The organism is Acidovorax sp. Leaf191 (assembly GCF_001424425.1).
Lineage (GTDB): Bacteria > Pseudomonadota > Gammaproteobacteria > Burkholderiales > Burkholderiaceae_C > Acidovorax.
Genome location: NZ_LMPT01000011.1, coordinates 25,829 through 44,780, shown reverse-complemented (window position 1 = coordinate 44,780; position 18,952 = coordinate 25,829). Strand labels below are relative to the sequence as shown.

Genomic DNA, 18,952 nt, shown 5'->3' with positions numbered 1-18,952 from the left:
ATTAATAATGACGTACAAAGAGATTTATTATCACTCTCAATAATAGCTCTCACTTACATTTTTGGACTTAAATATGGATTGAAAAATTGGATTATTGCGGGGTTAGCTTTTATACCTATTTATTTTATGATATTTTTTATTGCAGCCTGTTCTTTCTATAAAGACTGTATTTAAAGCATCGCAGCAACTACCCGACGAAGCCAACCCCGCTAGTTGTCGAAAGATGGGGCTTCAGGCGAATATACTGGAAAATTCACCTATTGCGAATACCCAAAATCCAGCAAAGCATTCGGAACCGCCAAATGGAGAACAACAGACGATAGAGGGCGGTGGATTCATGGAGGAGGTTCAGGCCTAAAGGAACCACTATCTGCCCGCCAAGGCTGGAACGCAACCCTGGGGTGCACCCGGGCGCAAAACGAAGATGTTGAAAATCTGTGTAAAAAATCAGAGAGTTTTAAAGCAAACAACCCCAACAGTTCAATAGACTATGTTAGTAATGGTGAAATACCCAATAGCGGAAAAACTTCGGCAAAAAAAATCAATAACCGCATATAAAAAAAATTTACCATTTGATTAATAAATGAAAAAAACACATATTTTTATATTAACAATATTTTTTGCAACATTTTCAAATGCAAAATGTGTTTATCCCGTACCGGATGGTAGCGAAGAAAAAATTTCGGACAGAAATTTAGCGGGACACTTGATACAAAAAAATGAACAAAAGATCATTGTAAAAGATTACGCCAGCAATAAACTAGTGAGCATCCGCCTAAGCAGGCTAGAACACGCATATTCCGCCTTTGGGGGAGATGAAGAAATTAAAAAACTCAACATCGGAATTGCAGTGAGAATTTGGTATAAATTTTGCAGAAACTCCGCCAAACCAGAAGCGGCTTACATTGAATACTTCTCAAACAACAACGCTGATCAACCTAAGAATCTGTACTTCACTCAAAGCGGGCAATAAACCCTCAATTAAACGGCCTTGGATAAAGAGGGAAAACACACCGGCGAGTCGATGAAAAAAATTGAAGACGCTTTTTAAAAAAATCCGGAAAAATACAAAGCCAGTTTTTACATGTGACACAAACGTGGGTCACTCAATAAGCAATAAATATTTCGAAGATTAGCAAGAAATAAGAATAGAGACAAAATACAGTTAAGAAAGGGCAATCGATGCACACATCCAAAATAAAATGCTTAAACTACTTTTAACATTAATTATTGTTTCATTCACCGAGATCTCTTTCAGCGGCGAGACATCAAGTAACATTATAGATTACAAAATTTATATTAAATACAATGATGCCAATGAAGAGTTAGCAATAACATTGCAAAATAAATCTTCACACATTTTAAAAATTAGAGAAGATGCAGCACCATTCTCGCTGCTTGTTCGTGGAATTAATTTCTCAGGATTCGAAGAAACGGAAGCACTAAATAGGATTCCCCTATATTATCCAATTGGCTCCAATCCCAATTTCATTGAAATCCCGCCCCAAGGATCAGTAACACGAAACATCCAAATCAAATACTTCATGAAACATCATTGCAAGATCACCAAAGAAAACTCTACCCTGATTTTCTGGAATTATTCGGCAAGAGCGGGCACCGATGGAGAAGATGTCATGCTCCCATCAGATGGAGTCTTTCGAATAAATAAGCATAAAAAGAGTTGCGAATAAAATCATTTTTATTGCCGAGAAACCTTAATAATATTTAATTGCTTGGATTCATAACAAGTTTTCCAGCCCCGCCAGCGGCAGTGCGGGTTTGTGCCGAGCGAGTTGCCTGACCGCCAACAAGGACCCGAACGGCAAGCAGCTGTTCGTGGACTTCGTGCGCATGGTGCAGGCCAACGGTGCGGGGTTCGTGCCCTATCTGTGACCCAAGGCGGGCAGCGACACGCCGGTGGAGAAGACCTCGTACGTCAAAGGCTTTGCGCCCTGGGGCTGGGTGATCGGCTCGGGCGTGTACATCGACACCGTGGATGCAGCCATCTGGAAGCGCGCCCTGGGCTTTTGCGCCATAGCGCTGGCGCTGGGCGCGGCGCTGCTGGTGGAGGGCACGCTGATCGCGCGCACCCCGCTGCGCCAGCTGGGCGGCGAGCCCGGTTATGCCCGCACCATTGCGCGCAGCATCTCCGAAGGCGATTTGTCGGTGGACGTGGCCACCCGCACGGGCGACCAGTCGAGCCTGATGCTGGACATGCAGGCCATGCGCGACAGCCTGCACCGCATCGTGCAGCGCGTGCGCGACGGTACCGAGCACATCGCCAGCGCATCGCGGGAGATCGCGCTGGGCAACCACGACCTGTCAGGCCGCACCGAGTCGCAGGCCAGCGCGCTGGCGCAAACGGCCGCGTCGATGGAAGAGATGACGTCCAACGTGAAGCAGAACGCCGACAACGCGCGCCAGGCCAGCGTGCTCGCGCAGTCGGCCTCCGAGGTAGCACGCCAGGGCGGCGCGGTGGTCGAGAAGGTGGTGCTGACCATGGGCTCCATCGATGCGTCGTCGCGCAAGGTGTCGGACATCACCGGGGTGATCGAGGGCATTGCGTTCCAGACCAACATCCTCGCGCTGAACGCTGCGGTGGAGGCCGCGCGCGCAGGCGAACAGGGCCGGGGCTTTGCGGTGGTGGCCAGCGAGGTGCGCAGCCTGGCGCAGCGCTCGTCCGAGGCGGCCAAGGAGATCAAGGCGCTCATCGGCCGGTCGGCCGAGGAACCACCATGCAGAACGTGGTGGACAGCGTGCAGCGCGTGTCGTCGGTGATCGAGGAGATCAGCCAGGCCAGCCGCGAGCAGACCGACGGCATCGAGCAGATCAACCAGGCCGTGGCGCAGATGGACCAGGGCACGCAGCAGAACGCAGCACTGGTGGAGGAAGCCACGGCAGCAGCCGCCGCGCTGCAGCATCAGGCCCACGACCTGCAGCAGGTGGTGGCAGCCTTTCAGTTGCAGGCAGGGCACGGTGGCGGTGGCGTTGGACAGGCAGCGCCGGCCCTGCCCGCTGCGGGAGCGCCGCGCCAGTTGCGGTAGAAAAAAAGACGGGCGGGCGGGAGGCCGGGCGCATGCGCCGCGGCACGGCCGGCCCTCTGCCTGGATGGATCGAACGGGCTGACCTGCGTTGCGCCCGACACCGCGCCGGACACCCGCGCCAGACGCTACCAAAAGCATAGCTTCCAGCGCTTGTCCATCAAGCGCCAGCCGCTGTTTTTGATCAGGCTTTCCTGCGATCGAACTGTTTGGCCACAAAAGCCCAGATGAGCGCGGACGCATCGGGCCCGGCCGGGTCGCTGTAGGGCTGGTCGGCCGCGCCGCCGCTCCATGCGTGCGCCAGGCCCACTACCTCGCGCAGTGCCACCACGGTGCGGCCGCGGGCCTTGAACTCCGTCACCTGCGTGGCGTGGCGTTGCCCGCGCTGCAGGATGCGCACCGCCCCGGCGCGGGCACCCAGCTTGTCGGCCCACAGCGCCGCCGTGGCGGTGGCATTGCGCACCGACACCACGCTGTCGGCGTTGCCGTGCAGTACCAGCAGGGGGGGCAGCGCGGCGGCGGCCCCCGGCGCGCCTGCGGCCACTGCGGCGGCGGCCGTGGCCGTGGCACCGCGGGGCTGCGCAGGCAGATCGGCCGCAGCCCCCAGCACGGGCTCGGGCAACTGCGCCTCGCGCCGTCCGCCCATCGCGGCCATGGCGGTGGCAGCGGACTCTGCCGTGCCCGGGGCCACCCCCGAGTGCATGGCCACTGCGCAGAACCGGTGGGGGTAGGTGGCCGCCATGAGCACCGCCATGCTGGCCCCCGCCGACAAGCCCGCCACTCCCACGCGCGACAGGTCCACCGGCTGGCGGCGGGCCACCTTGTCGACGGCAGCCAGCAGCGTGGCCGCTTCGGCCTCGGCCTTGCCGCTGCGGCGTTCGAACCAGTTCCAGCAGCCGTGTGCGTTGGCCACGCGCTCCTGTTCGGGGTACAGCACCAGGAAGCGCTCGCGCGCGGCCAGCCGGTTCATGCGCGACGACACGGCCAGATCGCGCCCCGTCTGGCCGCAGCCGTGCAGCATCACCAGGAGCGGAAAGGTCTCGCCAGGCCGTGCCACCAACCCCGGCGGCACGAACAGGTGGTAGCGCCGCGCCCCGGCCGGCCCCGGGGCCACGCCGGCCAGCCACTCGCCCCGCACCGCCGCCACCCGCGGCTTGCGCACGCGGCTGGCACTGCGTGGGGCCGCAGGCGCCCGCGCGGGGGCCAAAGCCCCTGCCCGCAAGGGCGACACCGCCTTCAGCGATTTGGTCTTCTTGGGCGTGGCCGCGGGCCGCGTGGCGCGCACCAGGGCCTTGAGGTTGCGCTGGTACGCCCGCGTCAGCGCCGACAGGGAGAACATGCGTGAACGTCGGGCCATGGGTGTGGATGAAGCGGTAGAGGCAGTGGCAGAGGCGGTGTCGGGGAGGCCTCGATGACGAGGGCGCTGGAGAAAAGCGTGATCGACAGATAAGGGAAAACCCTAGCCACCTTAACAGCATCTCGGGCCCTGCGCGCATCCACTATCAATTTGATAGCTTCTAGCGTAATCCAGGCAAGCGGTAGAGGCCATTTTTTGCCATATTCCAAGTCCTTCAACTGCGCCGTGGACGGTGGCGTGCGCCGGGTCCGCCCATCGGGCCTGCGGGATGTCTCAATTTGATCGAAACCTGTCCCGCGGGGTTCGGACGTGTACCTGGAGGCCAGGCACCATAGGCGCCATGCCTTGAACCATGGCATCCGCCCCGTCTCACTGCGATGTCCCATAGTGATGGCACCGTGATGACGCTGGACGGATGCCCGATGGATCACCCAAAAACCCACACACCAGGACCCACCATCATGCGCGCCACCGTCTGTGAACTCCCCCACCTCCCCGCGCTGCTCGACCGCGCCTGGGCGGCGCTGTGCGCGCACACCCGCGCCGAGCGGTCGACGCTGGTGCTGCTGCCCGAGTTTGCGTTCGTCGAGCCCGTGTGGGAGACCCTGCCCCCGGACCCCGCCCGCTGGGATGCCGCCGTGGCGCTGAGCGATGCCTGGCAGGCGCGCCTGCACGAGCTGGGCGCGGACTGGGTGGTGGGCGCACGCCCGGTCACGGTGGGCGGGCGGCGCCTCAACGAAGGCTTTGCCTGGTCGCGCCTGGGCGGCTACACGCCGCTGCGGCGCAAGTTCCACCTGCCTGACGAGCCCGGCGGCTGGGAGGCACACTGGTTCGAGCGCGGCGATGCGGCCTTTCCCCGCTTTGACGCCGGGGCGCTCGCGTTCGGGCTCAACATCTGCTCCGAACTCTGGGCCCTGGACACCTACGGCGACTACGCCGCGCTGGGTGGCGTGCAGGCCATCCTGTCGCCGCGCGCGACGGCTGCCGCCACCACCGCCAAGTGGCTGGCCGTGGGCACCGTGGCCGCCGCACGCACCGGGGCCTACAGCCTGTCGTCCAACCGCGTGGACACCGCCGCCGGCACCTACGGCGGCGCGGGCTGGGTCATCAGCCCCGACGGCGCGCTGCTGGCGCGCACCTCGCCCGCGCAGCCGTTTTGCACGGTCGACCTGGACCTGCAGGCCCCGGCCGCCGCGCAGGCCACCTACCCGCGCTACGTCTTTTCTTCGACTTCACCACGGCCATGACCTCAATCACTGCAGCTCCACACCCCCTGAACATCGCCATCCTCGTCTTCGACGAGGTGGAAGCGCTGGACCTGGGTGGCCCCTACGAAGTGTTCACCACCGCCACGCGCATGCAGCAGCGCCTGCAGCCCGGCGCACCCGCGCCGTTTGCCGTGCAGTGCGTGGCCCGAAGCCTGGCGCCCGTGCAGGCGCGTGCCGGCCTGCGCGTGCTGCCGGACGCCGACTTCACCACCGCCACGGCGCCCGACGTGCTCATCGTGCCCGGCGGCGTGGTGGATGCCGCCGCAGCCTGCGCCCAGACCCGTGCCTGGGTCGCCCAGGCGGCGCGCGGCGCGCAGATCACGGCGTCGGTGTGCACCGGCGCGTTCATCCTGGCGGCAGCCGGCGTGGTCACCGACGGGCCTGTGACCACGCACTGGGAAGACATTGCCGACCTGCGCGCGCAGTTTCCGGCGCTCGACGTGCGAGAGAATGTGCGCTGGGTGGACCGGGGCGCCCTGGTCACGTCGGCCGGCATCAGCGCGGGCATCGACATGAGCCTGCATCTGGTGACGCGCCTGGTGAGCGAGGCGCTGTCAAAGCGCACTGCCCGCCAATTGGACACGCCATGGAACCCGCAGCCCTGACCCCACCCACCCCCACCCCCATCCACGTCTACTTCGCCCTGCTGCCCGGCAGCCTGGTGCTGGACTGGGCGGGCCCGGCCGAGGCACTGCGCATCGCCAACCAGACCTTGCGCGCGCGCGGCTTGCCCGAGCGATTCGTGCAGCACTTCGTGAGCCCCACGCCCGAGTCACTCTCGTCGGTGGGGGTCGCGATCAGCGGGCTGGCACCGCTGCCCGACACGCTGCCCAGCCCGGCGTGGGTGGTGCTGGTCGGCCTGGTGGGCCAGCGCATCGATGTGAGCGGCCAAGAAGCGCAGGCGCTGCTGCACTGGCTGCGCGGCCTGCGGCTGGTGGCCGGGCAGCTGGAACTGGTGACCGTGTGCGCGGGTGCCGTGCTGGCGGCGCACGCGGGGCTACTGACCGGGCGGCACGCCACCACGCACCATCTGCACCTGGACGAGCTGGCCGAGGTGGACCCGCGCTGCGACGTGGCCGCCAACCGCGTGTTCGTGACCGACGGGCCGGTGTACACCAGCGCGGGCGTCACCACCGGCATCGACCTGCTGCTGCACCGCATTTCGGACCTGTGCGGCCCCACGGTGGCGGTGCAGGTGGCGCAGGCCATGGTGATCGTGCTGCGCCGCGGGCCGGATGACCCGCAGTTCTCGCCGTTTCTGCACCACCGCAACCACCTGCACGCCGCCCTGCACCGCGTGCAGGACGCCGTGGGCCAGCAGCCCCAAGCCCAGTGGAGCGTGCCCGCCATGGCCGAGGTGGCGCATACCTCGCCGCGGCACCTCACGCGGCTGTTTCTGGAGCATGCGGGCATTGCCCCGCTGGCCTACCTGCGCCGCATCCGCCTGGCCACGGCCGAGGCGGCGCTGCAGTCCGGGCGCAACGTGACGCAGGCGGCGCAGATGGCGGGCTTCAGCTCCGACACGCAGTTGCGCCGCGCCTGGCACCAGTTCGGCCGGGGCGGCACGCCCTCCCAGGGCGCGGGGCGGGGTCAACCCCACTGACCCACGAGGTGCCCGCGCAGTGGCCACAGCCACGGCCATAATCGACGCCATCGCGACTGCTACCCCACACCGCCATGAAAGAGCCCCCTCGCCCCGCCAACGAGGATGACCGCCTGCAGGCCCTGCGCCAGCTGCTGATCCTGGACACCCCACCCGAAGAGCGCTTCGACCGGCTCACCGCTTTCGCTGCCGACGAGTTCGACATGCCCATCGTGCTGCTGTCGCTCATCGACGAAGACCGACAGTGGTTCAAGGCCCGCGTCGGGCTGGACGTGTGCGAGACCGGGCGCGGCATCTCGTTTTGCGGCCACGCCATCCTGCAGGACGAGACCATGGTGGTGCCCGATGTGACGCTGGACGACCGCTTTGCCGACAACCCCATGGTCACCGGCGACCCCCACATCCAGTTCTACGCCGGTGCGCCGCTCAAGATGCCGGGCGGGCAGAACATCGGCACGCTGTGCCTGATCGACCGCACACCGCGCCAACTCGACGAGGTCGACCTGGCCATCCTCGGGTCACTGCGCGACCTGGCGGTGGAAGAACTGGTGCGCCGCGCCCGCGAGGAGGTGGCCCCATGAGCCCCACCTCGCAGCAAGACATCCTGCTGGTCGAGCCCAGCTCGCTGACGGGCAGCATCATCGTGGCCACCGCGCGCCAACTGAACCTGCCGCCGGTGCGCCAGGTCAACAGCGTGCGCAACGCGCAGCAGCAGTTGACGAACAAAGGCTTCTCGGGCGTCATCGTGTCGCTGGATGAGGTGGCCGAAGCGGTGGCCTTGCTGGAGCGGGTGCGCAGCGCCCAGTTCGCGGTGGACGCCCAGGTGCCCGTGGCCGTCACCACGGACCAGGTCGACGCCTCCACCGCCGTGCAGATGAAGGCCCTGCAGGTGCGGCGCGTGCTGCTCAAGCCCTTCAAGGTGCGGGATGTGATCTCGACGATCCAGATGCTCAAAGGCACGGCGTAGCGCGCACTGGATTTTGATTTTTTGATGCCCTATCGCTTGATGTGCAAGCGGTAGCAGCTATAAAAATAGTAGCACCGCAATTGGTTTGCTGAACCAGCAACCGAGCGCACTGCGGACCTGCCTAACTGCCTAACTGCCTAACTGCCAAGCGGCGAGCCGGCGAGCCGGCCAACTTGCCGAGCAATCCAACAGGCCCGCAGCCGATCCGGCTATCGCCCCATGCAGAGGGCACTCAAGCCGGCGGGCGCCTGGAGCCGCTCACCGCCCAGGCTGCCTGAGCCAGGCGGCTCAGTACACCTCGGGCACGTACATCGACGCAGGCACGGGCTGGCGCAGGTACTCGGGGTTGCGCACGCGCTCGGGCAGCACCACGGTGGGGTGCGGCACCTCTTCATACGGCATCTGCGACAGCAGGTGCGCGATGCAGTTCAGCCGCGCCTTTTTCTTGTCGACGGCCTGCACCACCCACCAGGGGGCTTCGGGGATGTGGGTGCGCTCGAGCATGGTTTCCTTGGCCTTGGTGTAGGCCTCCCAGCGCACCCGGCTCTCCAGGTCCATGGGGCTGAGCTTCCACTGCTTGAGCGGGTCGTGGATGCGGCCCAGAAAGCGCAGGTGCTGCTCTTCGTCGGTGATGGAGAACCAGTACTTGATGAGGCGGATGCCCGAGCGCACGAGCATCTTCTCGAACTCGGGCACGGTGCGGAAGAACTCTTCGTACTCGTCGTCCGAGCAAAAGCCCATCACGCGCTCCACGCCGGCGCGGTTGTACCAGCTGCGGTCGAACAGCACCATTTCGCCAGCGGCTGGCAGGTGCGCCACATAGCGCTGGAAGTACCACTGCGTGCGCTCGCGGTCGTTCGGTGCGGGCAGTGCGGCCACGCGGGCCACGCGGGGGTTCAGGCGCTGGGTGATGCGCTTGATCACGCCGCCCTTGCCCGCGGCGTCGCGCCCCTCGAACAGGATCACCACCTTCTCGCGGCTGTGCTGTACCCAGTCCTGCAGCTTGACCAGTTCGCCCTGCAGGCGGAACAGTTCCTTGAAATACTGCTGGCGTGCGAGCTTGTCGGCGGCCGTGGGCGCGCCGATGTCATCCACCTCGCGGTCTTCGATCTCCAGCTCCAGTTCTTCGTCGTAGCTGTCGATCAGGTCATTGGCGATGCGCTGCATCAGTTCCTGGGTGTCGAGGGCGTTGTTGTAGAGCATGGGCGTCAGGGTCTTCACACAAAGAGCGCCATGGTGCTCCCGGCGAGTGACGTTGCCGTGACAGCGGCATGACAGCACCATGATCTGTCACCGCAGCGTCACAACGGCGCTCCATCATGCACGTCCGTGCCCACGCCTGCAACCCCCGCTCCCCCCAGCCCGCCTGTTCCGGGCGCCCTCCACGCCAGCCTCAACTATGGTGGCGATGCCGCAGGGCTCATCTGCGGCTATCTGCTGGGCGACGACGCCCTGCCGCGGGAGGTGGACTCGGTGCAGGCCGCCCAGTGGCTGGCATTGCAGGCGCATGGCATCACCGACGCAGCCCAGGGCGAGTTCCTGTGGCTGCACTTCAACCTGAGCCAGGCCCAGGCCGTGCGCTGGATGGAGCGGCATGCCCACTTGCCCGAAGCGTTCTTCGACGCGCTCAAGGACCGATCGGTCTCTACCCGCATCGAGCGCGACGACGACACGCTGATCGCGGTGCTCAACGACGCGCATTTCGACTTCGCGTTCGAGCCGTCGGACATCGCCACGCTGTGGACCAGCGTGGCGCCGCACCTGATGGTGACGGGGCGCACGCGCCCCCTGCGGTCGGTGGATGCCTTGCGCACGGCGGTGCGCAGCGGGCAGGCGCCGCGCTCCAGCGTGGGGCTGCTGGCCGAGCTGATGCGCACGCAGGCGTCGGGCCTGGTGAACATCGTGCGTGGCGTGACGCAGCGCATCGACGATGTGGAAGACGCGCTGCTGGCAGGCCGCCTGGACCACAAGCGCGCCCGCCTGGGCGTGCTGCGGCGGCTGCTGGTACGCCTGCAGCGGCTGCTGGCGCCGGAGCCTGCGGCGCTCTTTCGGCTGCTGCAGCACCCGCCCGCCTGGATGGGGGCGGACGACGCGCAGGAGCTGCGCGACTCGACCGAAGAGTTCTCGGTGGTGCTGCGCGACATGCAGGGCCTGCAGGAGCGCATCAAGCTGCTGCAGGAAGAGATCGCCGCGAGCGTACAGGAGGCCAACAGCCGCAGCCTGTTCGTGCTGACGGTGGTCACGGTGCTGGCCCTGCCCATCAACATCCTGGCGGGCCTGTTCGGCATGAACGTGGGCGGCGTGCCGCTGGCGGACGAGCCGCACGGCTTCTGGATCATCGTGGCCGTGGTGGTGGCCTTCACGGCCGTGGCAGGCTGGCTGGCGCTGCGGGATGCGCGCGACCGGTGAGCGAAGGGTCAGCGGCCGCTGAGCTGCTGCATCAGCGCAGCGCAGCGGGGCGATTGCGCGGGGCCGGTGGCCGGGCATGTCTACAATCGCGCCCCTTGCCCGCCTCCGATTCGCCCTCCCAAGCCCTGCCCTGCCTGCCATGAACATCGTCGTCAACGAAGAACTCAAAGCCTATATCGAACCCCTGACCCCTGACGAGCACGAGGCGCTGGAGCGCAGCATCCTGGCCGAAGGCTGCCGCGATGCGCTGGTGCTGTGGGGCGATGTGCTGGTGGACGGCCACAACCGCTATGGCATCTGCCAAAAGCACGGCCTGCCCTTCCAGACGGTGCAGAACCCGCGCTTTCAGTCGATGGAAGACGTGCACCTGTGGATGATCGACCAGCACCTGGGGCGCCGCAGCGTGTCCGACTTCCAGCGCGGTGTGCTGGCCCTGCGCAAGCGCGAGATCATCGCGGACCGCAAGGCCCGCGCCACCACGGCGGCCGAACCCGCTGAGTCGGCCGCCACGGCCATGGCCGATGTGCCCGCAGCCGCCCCCGAAGCGATGGCCGCACTGCCCGCGCCCGACCCGTTGAGCAGCCGCGAGGCGATCGCCAAGGCCGCCCGCCTGAGCAGCAGCCAGGTGGTGATGATCGAGAAAATCCAGAAGCAGGCCGCGCCCGAGCTGGTGGCCGCGGTGAAGTCCGGCACCATCTCCATCAACGCCGCCGCTGCCGTGGCTACGCTGCCTGCCGAGGAGCAGGTGGCCGCCGTCGCAGCGGGCAAGGACGAGCTCAAGCAGGCCGCCAAGCGCGTGCGTGAACTCAACAAGCGCAAGCCCAAGGAAGACGCCCCGTCGCCAGAGGCCGAAGGCGCTGACGCCGACACTGGCGCAGGCGCAGGCTCAGGCGCTGATGAACTGCAGGCGCTGCGCCACCGCGTGGCCGAACTCACGGCCGAGAACACCGAGCTGCGCCGGCAGCTGTTTCAACTGCAGGCGGCCCTGCCAGCGGACGGCGCGCCGTTCTAGGCACGGGGTTTCGTTCCGCGCTGACCCCAAGGTGCCCGGCGCGCAGGCGGCAGGCGTGCCTGCCTGCCTGCGCTGCAGCAGGTCAGCCCGCGCTGCGCAAGGCGCTCAGGCGGTCGGAGATCAGGTCGATGTCGAGGCCGTCCTCGACATGGTCAAGATAGGTTTCCAGGTCCACCACGGCTTCGGCGTTGTTGCCGCGTTCGGCATGCGCCAGGCCCCGGTCGCGCCACTCGCCCCAGGCTTGCGGCTGCAGCACGATGAGGCGGTCCAGCACGCAGATCAGCCGCTGCCAGTCCTGCTGGGTGCGGTGCACTTCCTTCAGGTTGCGAAGCATGCGCGCAATGATGTCGCGTGGCGTGGCGGCCTGCAGGTACAGGCCCAGGGGCACGTCGTAGTCGTCCACCAGGCCGCTCTGGCGCTTGTAGGGCTCCAGCCGCTCGGACAGCTCCTCGCGGCTGAGCGACTGGCCCGAGATCGGGTCGAGCACCACCTGCCCCTTGGGCAGCAGCACCTTGACCATGAAGTGCCCCGGGAAGGCGATGCCGCGCGCGTGCAGGCCCAGGCCCTGCGCCAGTTCCATCCACAGGATGGCCAGCGAGATCGGAATGCCCCGACGCGTGCGCAGCACGGCGTTGAGGTAGCTGTTCTCGGGGTCGTAGTAGTTGTTGATGTTGCCGGCGAAGCCCAGGTCGGCAAAGAAGAACTGGTTGAGCGTGCGCAGGCGCTGCAGCGCGGGCGCATCGACCGGCAGGCGGCGCTTGATGCGCGCGAGCAGCTGGTCCATGTCGCCCAGCAGCAGCTGCACGTCCATTTCGGGGTACTCGTCCTGGGCGAGGCTGGCGGCGGCTTCCAGCAGCGGAAAGTGGTCGTCGCTCTGCACCAGCGATGCAAAGTACTCGAGCGAGGTGGGCACGGAAAGACTCAGGGGCATGGCGTTGTTGTAAGTGCACCCTGCCCTGGCGTCAAGCTGCACAAACCCAGGTTTTGCCAGGCTGTTACCAGCATCACCGGCATCAGCGCCGCAGCAACTGGCGCAGCTTGAGCCCCGCCGCCCACAGCGCGCCGAAATACAGCGCGGCAGCGGCCGCCATGAGCGCCGCCAGCAGCCCTATGCGCCGCAGGGTCTGCCCCTTCATGTCCACCCAGTCGAAATGCTGCGAGCCCCAGAGCAGCAGCACGGCCAGCAAGGCGCTGGCGGCAATCACCTGCAAGGCGAACATGCCCCAGCCCGGCAGCGGCTGGTAGCTGCCGCGCCGCAGCAGGCCGATCAGCAGCCACAGCGCGTTGACCAGGGCCCCGAGACCAATCGACAAGGCCAGGCCCGCGTGGGCGATGAAAGGCACCAGCGCGATGTTGAGCAACTGCGTGATGACCAGCACGGCAATGGCGATCTTCACGGGCGTGCGCACGTCCTGGCTGGCGTAGTAGCCGGGCGCCAGCACCTTGATGGCCACGATGCCGATCAGCCCGGCGCCGTAGCCCGACAGCGCGAGCGCAATCTGCCCCACATCGTCGTCGGTGAGCTTGCCGTAGTGGAACAGCGTGGCCACCAGCGGTGTGGAAAAGGTCAGCAGTGCCACCGCGCAGGGCACGGCCAGCAGCACCACGATGCGCAGGCCCCAGTCGAGCATGGCCGAGTACTTCTCGGCATCGCCCGCCGCCTTGGCCGCCGTGAGCTGTGGGGTGAGCACCACGCCCAGCGCCACGCCCAGCAGCGCGGTGGGGAATTCCATCAACCGGTCCGCATAGAACAGCCAGGTCACGCTGCCCGGCGCCAGGTACGAGGCGATCTGCGTGTTGATCATGAGCGAGATCTGCGCCACCCCCACGCCCAGCACCGCCGGCCCCATGAGCGTGAGCACGCGGCGCACGCTGGGGTCGGCCCAGGCGGCACGCACGGTGCCCCAGGTGACGCCGATGCGCGGCATGAGACCCAGGCGCACCAGGGCCGGTATCTGCACGGCCAGCTGCAGCACGCCCCCCAGCATCACACCGCCGGCCATGGCGTAGATGGGCTCGATGCCGCGGGCCTCCAGCTGCGGCGCACCCAGCCAGGCCGCGGCGATCATGCACACGTTGAGCAGCACGGGCGATGCGGCGGGCACGGCGAAGTGCTTCCAGGTGTTGAGGATGCCCGCCGACAGCGCGACCATGGACATGAAGCCGATGTACGGGAACATGAAGCGCGTCATCAGCACCGCTGCGTCGTAGGCCTCGGCGTTCTGGCGCAGGCCGCTGGCCAGCGCCCACACCAGCAGCGGCGCGCCGACCACGCCCAGGATGCATACCAGCAGCAACACCCAGGCCAGGGCGGTGGCCACCGCGGAGATGAGCTTGTGCGTGGCTTCCTCGCCCTGCTGCGTCTTGGCGGTGCCCAGCACCGGCACGAAGGCCTGGCTGAACGCCCCTTCGGCAAACAGCCGCCGGAACAGGTTGGGGATGCGGAAGGCGACCTGGAAGGCGTCGGTCAGGGCGTTGGCCCCGAACATCGAGGCCATGAGCAACTGGCTCATGAGTCCCGTCACACGGGAGGCCAGGGTCAGCAGGGAAACGGTGGAGGCGGCTTTGAGCAATGACACCGCTGGAGTGTATTCCCCCTGTGCCGCTGCGCGGCTTCTCCCCAGGCGGGGACGCATCGGGTGGCAGGGCGAAGCCCACGCCCTGGGTGCGCAGGCGATGGCGCTGCGCCGGCTTTTGAGTGTGGTGGCAGCTGAAACCCGGTCTGGGCTATAATCGCGGGCTTTGCTGGCATCATCCTCAGACTCAAGGAACTAAATCATGGCATCCGCTAAACCCAAGAAGAAGAACCCGCGCCTGGCGTCGGGCCGCAAGCGCGTCCGTCAGGACACCAAGCTGAACGCAGCCAACACCTCGCTGCGCTCCAAGTACCGTACCGCTGTCAAGAACGTCGAAAAGGCTGTTCTGGCTGGCGACAAGACCAAGGCGACCGAACTGTTCGCCAAGATGCAAGCCGTGGTGGACTCCGTGGCCGACAAGGGCATCTTCCACAAGAACAAGGCTGCTCGCGACAAGAGCCGTCTGTCTGCCAAGGTGAAGACCCTGGCTCTGGCAGCCGCTTAAAACTCATTTTCCGCCTGATTCACTTCAGGCAAACAGCCCGAACGGCATGTGCCGTTCGCCGTTTGTAACGGGTGCGCTGCCAGCAAACGAACAAAACCGCCTTCGGGCGGTTTTTTCGTTTCCGAACGCTTTGCGCCGGTTTGGCGCTCCTTATCCAGAGCCGTCGCTTCAGAATGCACGCCATCAGGCTTTACGGCAAATTATGGATTGATCATAATTATTGGAATTTCATAAAAATCCATAAACCATGACGTTCCGCCGCACCGCCCTTGCCGAGCAGATGGCCACGCAGTTGCTCAGGCCCTCGTTCCTGGACACGTCCCTGCGCTCCGGGCTGTTCCTGTCGGGCCAGCGGCGGGTGGGCAAGACCACGTTCCTCGCGACCGACCTCATCCCTGCGCTCGAGGCGCTGGGCGCCATCGTGGTCTATGTGGATTTGTGGAGCCAGCCCCAGGCCAACCCGGCGGACCTGGTGCACGAGGCCATCCGCAAGACGCTCAAGGACCTGCAGACGCCCGGCTCGGGCATCTTGAAGCGCCTCCAACAGGTCGCCAGCGTCGAGGCCGGGGCGGCAGGGTTCAAGTTTGGCTTCAAGCTGGCCGACGTGGGCAAGGACGACGGCACCACCCTGGCCCACGCCTTCGAGGCACTGATCGACCAGGCCAGAACGGACGTGGTGCTCATCATCGACGAGGTGCAGCACGCCCTGGGCAGCGCCGACGGCGACCACCTGCTGCACGCGCTCAAGGCCGCGCGCGACGCCATCAACACCCGCCCCGACACCCCTGGATACTTCCTGTTCATCGGCACCGGCTCGCACCGCGCGCGGGTGCAGGAGCTCACGCTCAAGGGCAACCAGGCCTTCAACGGCGCGGTGACCAACGAGTTTCCGGTGCTGGGGCGGGACTTCATCGACTACGTGCTGGAGCAGGTCCGCCCGCAGTTGGGCGCCATGCTGCCTTCGGCCGACGTCACAGAATCTGCCTTTCGCAGCATGGGCAGCCGGCCGGAGGAGCTGATGAAGGCGCTGAACGTGCTGCGCAGCCTGCCCGCCGATGCCCTGCCGGACGAGCACCTGCCCACCATTGCGCAGTCGCTGGGCGCCGCGGCGGCCGATGTGGAACTGCAGAAGGTGGAGGCCATGGGCCCGCTGGCGGAGGCGGTGTTCTCGCGCATCTGCAGCATCGGCGGCGACGTGAAGGGCGTCTTTACCGGCGAGGCGCTCAAGACCTACGCCGCGCAGATCGGCCGCGAGGTCACGGCCCAGGAGGTGCAGGGCATCATCGGCATGATGACCTCGGCCAACCTGCTCATGCGTGTGAAGCACGGGCACTACGGCGTGACCGACCCGTTCGTGGAAAAGGCCTGGATGAACCGGCTGCAGGCGGACCAGTTGCTGCGCGCGGGGCCTGCGGGCAGCAACGTCCAGCGCTAAACAACCCGGGCGCTGCGCCTTCAGCCCTTGGGCGGCGGGTCGGGCAGCAGGCAGGCCTCGGCCACCTGCAAGTTGTTGTCGCGTGCGAAGTTGATGACGAAATCCCACGCCATGGGCTCGTGCCCTTGCAGGTCGCGGTGCACCACCACGCACTTGACGCCATTGAGCGTCGTCGGAATGCACCACGGCGAGTAGCTCAGATGGCTGCCAGGCCGCGCCCCGCCCGGGCGGAAGCTGCTCATCACCCCGGCCAGCCGCTCGGCCCAGTCACTGGGGCGAAAGGTCTTCCCGTCGTGGGTGATGCCCTGGATGAAGACTTCTTTGGAGGAGGGGGAAACCATCGGGGGATTGGAGTGGTAGTAAGGGCGCCCCAAGGCAGGATCACTGCATGCTGCACCGCAACGCGACATTCTAACTCTTATATAAGAGCTACCCCTCTAATCCACGGCCGGCATCGGGAATCAGGCCCGGACTGCTGCCAACGCACGGCATTGCAGTAATGCGCAATCGTCAACAGCCGTTCACCGTGCTCCCCCTAGAATCGTGCTTCGCTTTCTCGGGCTTTGATCCCAACAGGGCAGCCCATTCACCGCACCGTCAGGAGATTTCTGCATGACCGCTACCACCCCGGCAGCTTCGCCCCACGTGATGAACACCTATGGCCGCGTCCCCATCGCGCTGGCCCGCGGTCAGGGCAGCCGAGTCTGGGACGTCAACGGCAAGGAATACCTGGACGGCCTGGGCGGCATCGCCGTGAACACGCTGGGCCACAACCATGCCAAGCTCGTGCCCGCGCTGCAGGACCAGCTCACCAAGCTGATCCACACCTCCAACTACTACCACGTGCCGCTGCAAGAGCAGCTCGCCGCCAAACTGGTGGAGCTGTCGGGCATGCAGAACGTGTTCTTCTGCAACTCGGGCCTCGAAGCCAACGAGGCGGCCCTCAAGATCGCCCGCAAGTTCGGCGTGGACAAGGGCATCGCCAAGCCCGAGATCGTGGTGTACGAGAAAGCGTTCCATGGCCGCTCCATCGCCACCATGTCGGCCACCGGCAACCCCAAGATCCACAACGGCTTCGGCCCGCTGGTTGAAGGCTTCATCCGCGTGCCGCTCAACGACATCGAGGCCATCAAGAAGGCCACCGAAGGCAACCCCAACGTGGTGGCCGTGTTCTTCGAGACCATCCAGGGCGAAGGCGGCATCAACGGCATGCGCATCGAATACCTGCAGCAGCTGCGCAAGCTGTGCGACGAGCGCGGCTGGCTCATGATGATCGACGAAGTGCAGTGCGGCATGGGCCGCACCGGCAAGTGGTTCGCCCACCAATGGGCGGGCATCGTGCCCGACGTGATGCCCCTGGCCAAGGGCCTGGGCTCGGGCGTGCCGATCGGCGCGGTGGTGGCCGGCCCCAAGGCCGCCAACGTGCTGCAGCCCGGCAACCACGGCACCACCTTCGGCGGCAACCCGCTGGCCATGCGCGCCGGGGTCGAGACCATCCGCATCATGGAAGAAGATGGCCTGCTGGCCAACGCGGCCAAGGTGGGCGACCACCTGCGCGCGGCGCTGCAGCGCGAGCTGGGCAGCCTGCCGGGCGTCAAGGACATCCGCGGCCAGGGCCTGATGCTGGGCATCGAGCTTGCCAAGCCCTGCGGCGCCCTGATCGCCCGCGCGGCCGAGGCTGGCCTGCTGCTGTCCGTCACCGCCGACACCGTGATCCGCCTGGTGCCGCCGCTGATCCTCACCACTGCCGAGGCCGACGAGATCGTCGCCAAGCTGACCCCGCTGGTCAAAGCCATCCTGGCTGAATGAAGAGCAAGCACGCCATGACGCTGAAACATTACCTGCAGTTCAACGACCTCACCGCCGACGAATACGCGTACCTCTTCGAGCGCGCCGCGCTCATCAAGAAGAAGTTCAAGGCCTACGAAAAGCACCACCCCCTGGTGGACCGCACGCTGGCCATGATCTTCGAGAAGGCCAGCACGCGCACCCGCGTGAGCTTCGAGGCCGGCATGTACCAGCTGGGCGGCTCCGTGGTGCACCTGACCACGGGCGACAGCCAGCTGGGCCGCGCCGAGCCCATCGAAGACAGCGCCAAGGTCATCAGCCGCATGGTCGACCTGGTGATGATCCGCACGTACGAACAAGCCAAGATCGAAAGCTTCGCCGCCAACTCGCGCGTGCCCGTCATCAACGGCCTGACCAACGAATACCACCCCTGCCAGATCCTGGCGGACATCTTCACGTACATCGAGCACCGCGGCGCCATCAAGGGCAAGACCGTGGCCTGGGTGGGCGACGGCAACAACATGGCCAACACCTGGCTGCAGGCGGCATCGCTGCTGGGCTTCAAGGTGCATGTGAGCACCCCGCGCGGCTACGAAGTGGACGAGAAACTGGCTGCTGGCGCCCGTGGGATCAGCGCGGGCAGCTATCAATTCTTTAGCAACCCGCTCGAAGCCTGCCAGGGTGCGGACCTGGTCACCACCGACGTGTGGACCAGCATGGGCTACGAGGCCGAGAACGAAGAGCGCAGATTAGCCTTTGCCGACTGGTGCGTGGACACCGAGATGATGGCCGCCGCCAAGCCGGATGCCCTCTTCATGCACTGCCTGCCCGCCCACCGCGGCGAAGAGGTCGAAGCCGATGTGATCGACGGGCCGCAGTCGGTGGTCTGGGACGAGGCAGAAAACAGGATGCACGTGCAGAAGGCACTCATGGAGTACCTTTTGCTCGGCCGGATTGCATGACATGCAATCCGGTGGCGCGCCAGCGCCAG

19 protein-coding genes and 1 pseudogene are annotated in these 18,952 nt (G+C 65.2%); 15 read left to right on the top strand and 5 right to left on the bottom strand.

All coding sequences use genetic code 11. The annotated features are described in order from the left end of the window. Nucleotides 1-213: 213 nt before the first annotated feature. The 4 genes and pseudogenes from ASG27_RS27980 to ASG27_RS26615 form a co-directional block, all read left to right on the top strand. Nucleotides 214-558: a L,D-transpeptidase family protein gene (locus tag ASG27_RS27980; RefSeq protein WP_156370676.1), complete on the top strand. Its 345-nt coding sequence runs from the start codon at nucleotides 214-216 to the stop codon at nucleotides 556-558. 25 nt (nucleotides 559-583) lie between these two features. Beyond that, entirely contained in the window at nucleotides 584-973 is a 390-nt protein-coding gene (locus ASG27_RS26625) for a hypothetical protein (RefSeq protein ID WP_156370674.1), read from the top strand. Between the two features lie 229 nt (nucleotides 974-1,202). Then, nucleotides 1,203-1,691: a hypothetical protein gene (locus tag ASG27_RS26620; protein WP_156370673.1), complete on the top strand. Its 489-nt coding sequence runs from the start codon at nucleotides 1,203-1,205 to the stop codon at nucleotides 1,689-1,691. 106 nt (nucleotides 1,692-1,797) lie between these two features. After that, a pseudogene (locus ASG27_RS26615) lies at nucleotides 1,798-3,044 on the top strand (methyl-accepting chemotaxis protein); the annotation flags it as partial. A 181-nt stretch (nucleotides 3,045-3,225) separates the two neighbouring features. On the opposite strand, the gene ASG27_RS08610 reads toward ASG27_RS26615, so the two are convergent. Further along, nucleotides 3,226-4,398: an extracellular catalytic domain type 1 short-chain-length polyhydroxyalkanoate depolymerase gene (locus tag ASG27_RS08610; RefSeq protein ID WP_056416948.1), complete on the bottom strand. Its 1,173-nt coding sequence runs from the start codon at nucleotides 4,396-4,398 to the stop codon at nucleotides 3,226-3,228. Nucleotides 4,399-4,859: 461 nt separating this feature from the next. Here ASG27_RS08610 and ASG27_RS08605 point away from each other — a divergent pair, with 461 nt between their 5' ends. The 5 genes from ASG27_RS08605 (at nucleotide 4,860) to ASG27_RS08585 (ending at nucleotide 8,236) form a co-directional block, all read left to right on the top strand. Beyond that, on the top strand, nucleotides 4,860-5,645 hold the full coding sequence (locus ASG27_RS08605; protein WP_056416945.1) for a carbon-nitrogen hydrolase family protein: 786 nt from the start codon (nucleotides 4,860-4,862) through the stop codon (nucleotides 5,643-5,645). Continuing rightward, nucleotides 5,642-6,271 (top strand): DJ-1/PfpI family protein, encoded by a 630-nt coding sequence (locus ASG27_RS08600; protein WP_056167932.1) that lies wholly within the window; start codon nucleotides 5,642-5,644, stop codon nucleotides 6,269-6,271. The genes ASG27_RS08605 and ASG27_RS08600 overlap by 4 nt, the downstream gene beginning before the upstream one ends. Continuing rightward, nucleotides 6,253-7,269 carry a GlxA family transcriptional regulator gene (locus tag ASG27_RS08595; RefSeq protein WP_056416942.1) on the top strand — a complete coding sequence of 339 codons (1,017 nt, stop codon included), beginning with the start codon at nucleotides 6,253-6,255 and terminating at the stop codon, nucleotides 7,267-7,269. Before ASG27_RS08600 ends, ASG27_RS08595 begins: the two co-directional genes overlap by 19 nt. 74 nt (nucleotides 7,270-7,343) lie before the next feature. Beyond that, nucleotides 7,344-7,850 (top strand): GAF domain-containing protein, encoded by a 507-nt coding sequence (locus ASG27_RS08590; protein WP_056416940.1) that lies wholly within the window; start codon nucleotides 7,344-7,346, stop codon nucleotides 7,848-7,850. Beyond that, nucleotides 7,847-8,236, top strand: coding sequence for a histidine kinase (locus tag ASG27_RS08585; RefSeq protein WP_056416938.1), 390 nt, complete (start codon nucleotides 7,847-7,849; stop codon nucleotides 8,234-8,236). Before ASG27_RS08590 ends, ASG27_RS08585 begins: the two co-directional genes overlap by 4 nt. A gap of 288 nt (nucleotides 8,237-8,524) precedes the next feature. Here ASG27_RS08585 and ppk2 read toward each other — a convergent pair whose 3' ends face one another. Further along, nucleotides 8,525-9,439 carry a polyphosphate kinase 2 gene (gene ppk2 / locus ASG27_RS08580; protein ID WP_056169174.1) on the bottom strand — a complete coding sequence of 305 codons (915 nt, stop codon included), beginning with the start codon at nucleotides 9,437-9,439 and terminating at the stop codon, nucleotides 8,525-8,527. A 126-nt stretch (nucleotides 9,440-9,565) separates the two neighbouring features. Here ppk2 and ASG27_RS08575 point away from each other — a divergent pair, with 126 nt between their 5' ends. Both ASG27_RS08575 and ASG27_RS08570 read left to right on the top strand, forming a co-directional pair. Next, entirely contained in the window at nucleotides 9,566-10,645 is a 1,080-nt protein-coding gene (locus ASG27_RS08575; protein WP_200912425.1) for a transporter, read from the top strand. Between the two features lie 139 nt (nucleotides 10,646-10,784). Then, nucleotides 10,785-11,657 (top strand): hypothetical protein, encoded by an 873-nt coding sequence (locus ASG27_RS08570; RefSeq protein ID WP_056416934.1) that lies wholly within the window; start codon nucleotides 10,785-10,787, stop codon nucleotides 11,655-11,657. 82 nt (nucleotides 11,658-11,739) lie between these two features. Here ASG27_RS08570 and ASG27_RS08565 read toward each other — a convergent pair whose 3' ends face one another. Together ASG27_RS08565 and murJ are read right to left on the bottom strand one after the other, a co-directional pair. After that, nucleotides 11,740-12,588 (bottom strand): SirB1 family protein, encoded by an 849-nt coding sequence (locus ASG27_RS08565; protein WP_056416933.1) that lies wholly within the window; start codon nucleotides 12,586-12,588, stop codon nucleotides 11,740-11,742. 82 nt (nucleotides 12,589-12,670) lie between these two features. Next, nucleotides 12,671-14,236, bottom strand: a complete 1,566-nt coding sequence (murJ, locus tag ASG27_RS08560) for a murein biosynthesis integral membrane protein MurJ (RefSeq protein WP_056416930.1) — start codon at nucleotides 14,234-14,236, stop codon at nucleotides 12,671-12,673. Nucleotides 14,237-14,435: 199 nt separating this feature from the next. On the opposite strand from murJ, the gene rpsT reads away from it, so the two are divergent. Both rpsT and ASG27_RS08550 read left to right on the top strand, forming a co-directional pair. After that, nucleotides 14,436-14,738: a 30S ribosomal protein S20 gene (rpsT, locus tag ASG27_RS08555; protein ID WP_056167912.1), complete on the top strand. Its 303-nt coding sequence runs from the start codon at nucleotides 14,436-14,438 to the stop codon at nucleotides 14,736-14,738. Nucleotides 14,739-14,985: 247 nt separating this feature from the next. Further along, nucleotides 14,986-16,173 (top strand): AAA family ATPase, encoded by a 1,188-nt coding sequence (locus ASG27_RS08550; protein WP_056416927.1) that lies wholly within the window; start codon nucleotides 14,986-14,988, stop codon nucleotides 16,171-16,173. A 20-nt stretch (nucleotides 16,174-16,193) separates the two neighbouring features. Here ASG27_RS08550 and ASG27_RS08545 read toward each other — a convergent pair whose 3' ends face one another. Further along, nucleotides 16,194-16,514 (bottom strand): DUF3579 domain-containing protein, encoded by a 321-nt coding sequence (locus tag ASG27_RS08545; protein ID WP_056416924.1) that lies wholly within the window; start codon nucleotides 16,512-16,514, stop codon nucleotides 16,194-16,196. Nucleotides 16,515-16,785: 271 nt separating this feature from the next. On the opposite strand from ASG27_RS08545, the gene ASG27_RS08540 reads away from it, so the two are divergent. After that, the gene (locus ASG27_RS08540; RefSeq protein WP_056416922.1) at nucleotides 16,786-17,982 is read left to right on the top strand and encodes an aspartate aminotransferase family protein; all 1,197 of its coding nucleotides are present in this window, start codon (nucleotides 16,786-16,788) and stop codon (nucleotides 17,980-17,982) included. A gap of 14 nt (nucleotides 17,983-17,996) precedes the next feature. Then, nucleotides 17,997-18,923 carry an ornithine carbamoyltransferase gene (argF, locus tag ASG27_RS08535; RefSeq protein ID WP_200912424.1) on the top strand — a complete coding sequence of 309 codons (927 nt, stop codon included), beginning with the start codon at nucleotides 17,997-17,999 and terminating at the stop codon, nucleotides 18,921-18,923. The last annotated feature ends 29 nt before the right edge of the window (nucleotides 18,924-18,952 follow it).

Excerpts from the sequence above, each read along its gene's own strand:
- ASG27_RS26625 (WP_156370674.1), top strand. The coding sequence starts at position 584 with ATGAAAAAAACACATATTTTTATATTAACAATATTTTTTGCAACATTT.
- ASG27_RS26620 (WP_156370673.1), top strand. The coding sequence starts at position 1,203 with ATGCTTAAACTACTTTTAACATTAATTATTGTTTCATTCACCGAGATC.
- ASG27_RS08610 (WP_056416948.1), bottom strand. The coding sequence starts at position 4,398 with ATGGCCCGACGTTCACGCATGTTCTCCCTGTCGGCGCTGACGCGGGCG.
- ASG27_RS08605 (WP_056416945.1), top strand. The coding sequence starts at position 4,860 with ATGCGCGCCACCGTCTGTGAACTCCCCCACCTCCCCGCGCTGCTCGAC.
- ASG27_RS08600 (WP_056167932.1), top strand. The coding sequence starts at position 5,642 with ATGACCTCAATCACTGCAGCTCCACACCCCCTGAACATCGCCATCCTC.
- ASG27_RS08595 (WP_056416942.1), top strand. The coding sequence starts at position 6,253 with ATGGAACCCGCAGCCCTGACCCCACCCACCCCCACCCCCATCCACGTC.
- ASG27_RS08590 (WP_056416940.1), top strand. The coding sequence starts at position 7,344 with ATGAAAGAGCCCCCTCGCCCCGCCAACGAGGATGACCGCCTGCAGGCC.
- ASG27_RS08585 (WP_056416938.1), top strand. The coding sequence starts at position 7,847 with ATGAGCCCCACCTCGCAGCAAGACATCCTGCTGGTCGAGCCCAGCTCG.
- ppk2 (WP_056169174.1), bottom strand. The coding sequence starts at position 9,439 with ATGCTCTACAACAACGCCCTCGACACCCAGGAACTGATGCAGCGCATC.
- ASG27_RS08570 (WP_056416934.1), top strand. The coding sequence starts at position 10,785 with ATGAACATCGTCGTCAACGAAGAACTCAAAGCCTATATCGAACCCCTG.
- ASG27_RS08565 (WP_056416933.1), bottom strand. The coding sequence starts at position 12,588 with ATGCCCCTGAGTCTTTCCGTGCCCACCTCGCTCGAGTACTTTGCATCG.
- rpsT (WP_056167912.1), top strand. The coding sequence starts at position 14,436 with ATGGCATCCGCTAAACCCAAGAAGAAGAACCCGCGCCTGGCGTCGGGC.
- ASG27_RS08550 (WP_056416927.1), top strand. The coding sequence starts at position 14,986 with ATGACGTTCCGCCGCACCGCCCTTGCCGAGCAGATGGCCACGCAGTTG.
- ASG27_RS08545 (WP_056416924.1), bottom strand. The coding sequence starts at position 16,514 with ATGGTTTCCCCCTCCTCCAAAGAAGTCTTCATCCAGGGCATCACCCAC.
- ASG27_RS08540 (WP_056416922.1), top strand. The coding sequence starts at position 16,786 with ATGACCGCTACCACCCCGGCAGCTTCGCCCCACGTGATGAACACCTAT.
- argF (WP_200912424.1), top strand. The coding sequence starts at position 17,997 with ATGACGCTGAAACATTACCTGCAGTTCAACGACCTCACCGCCGACGAA.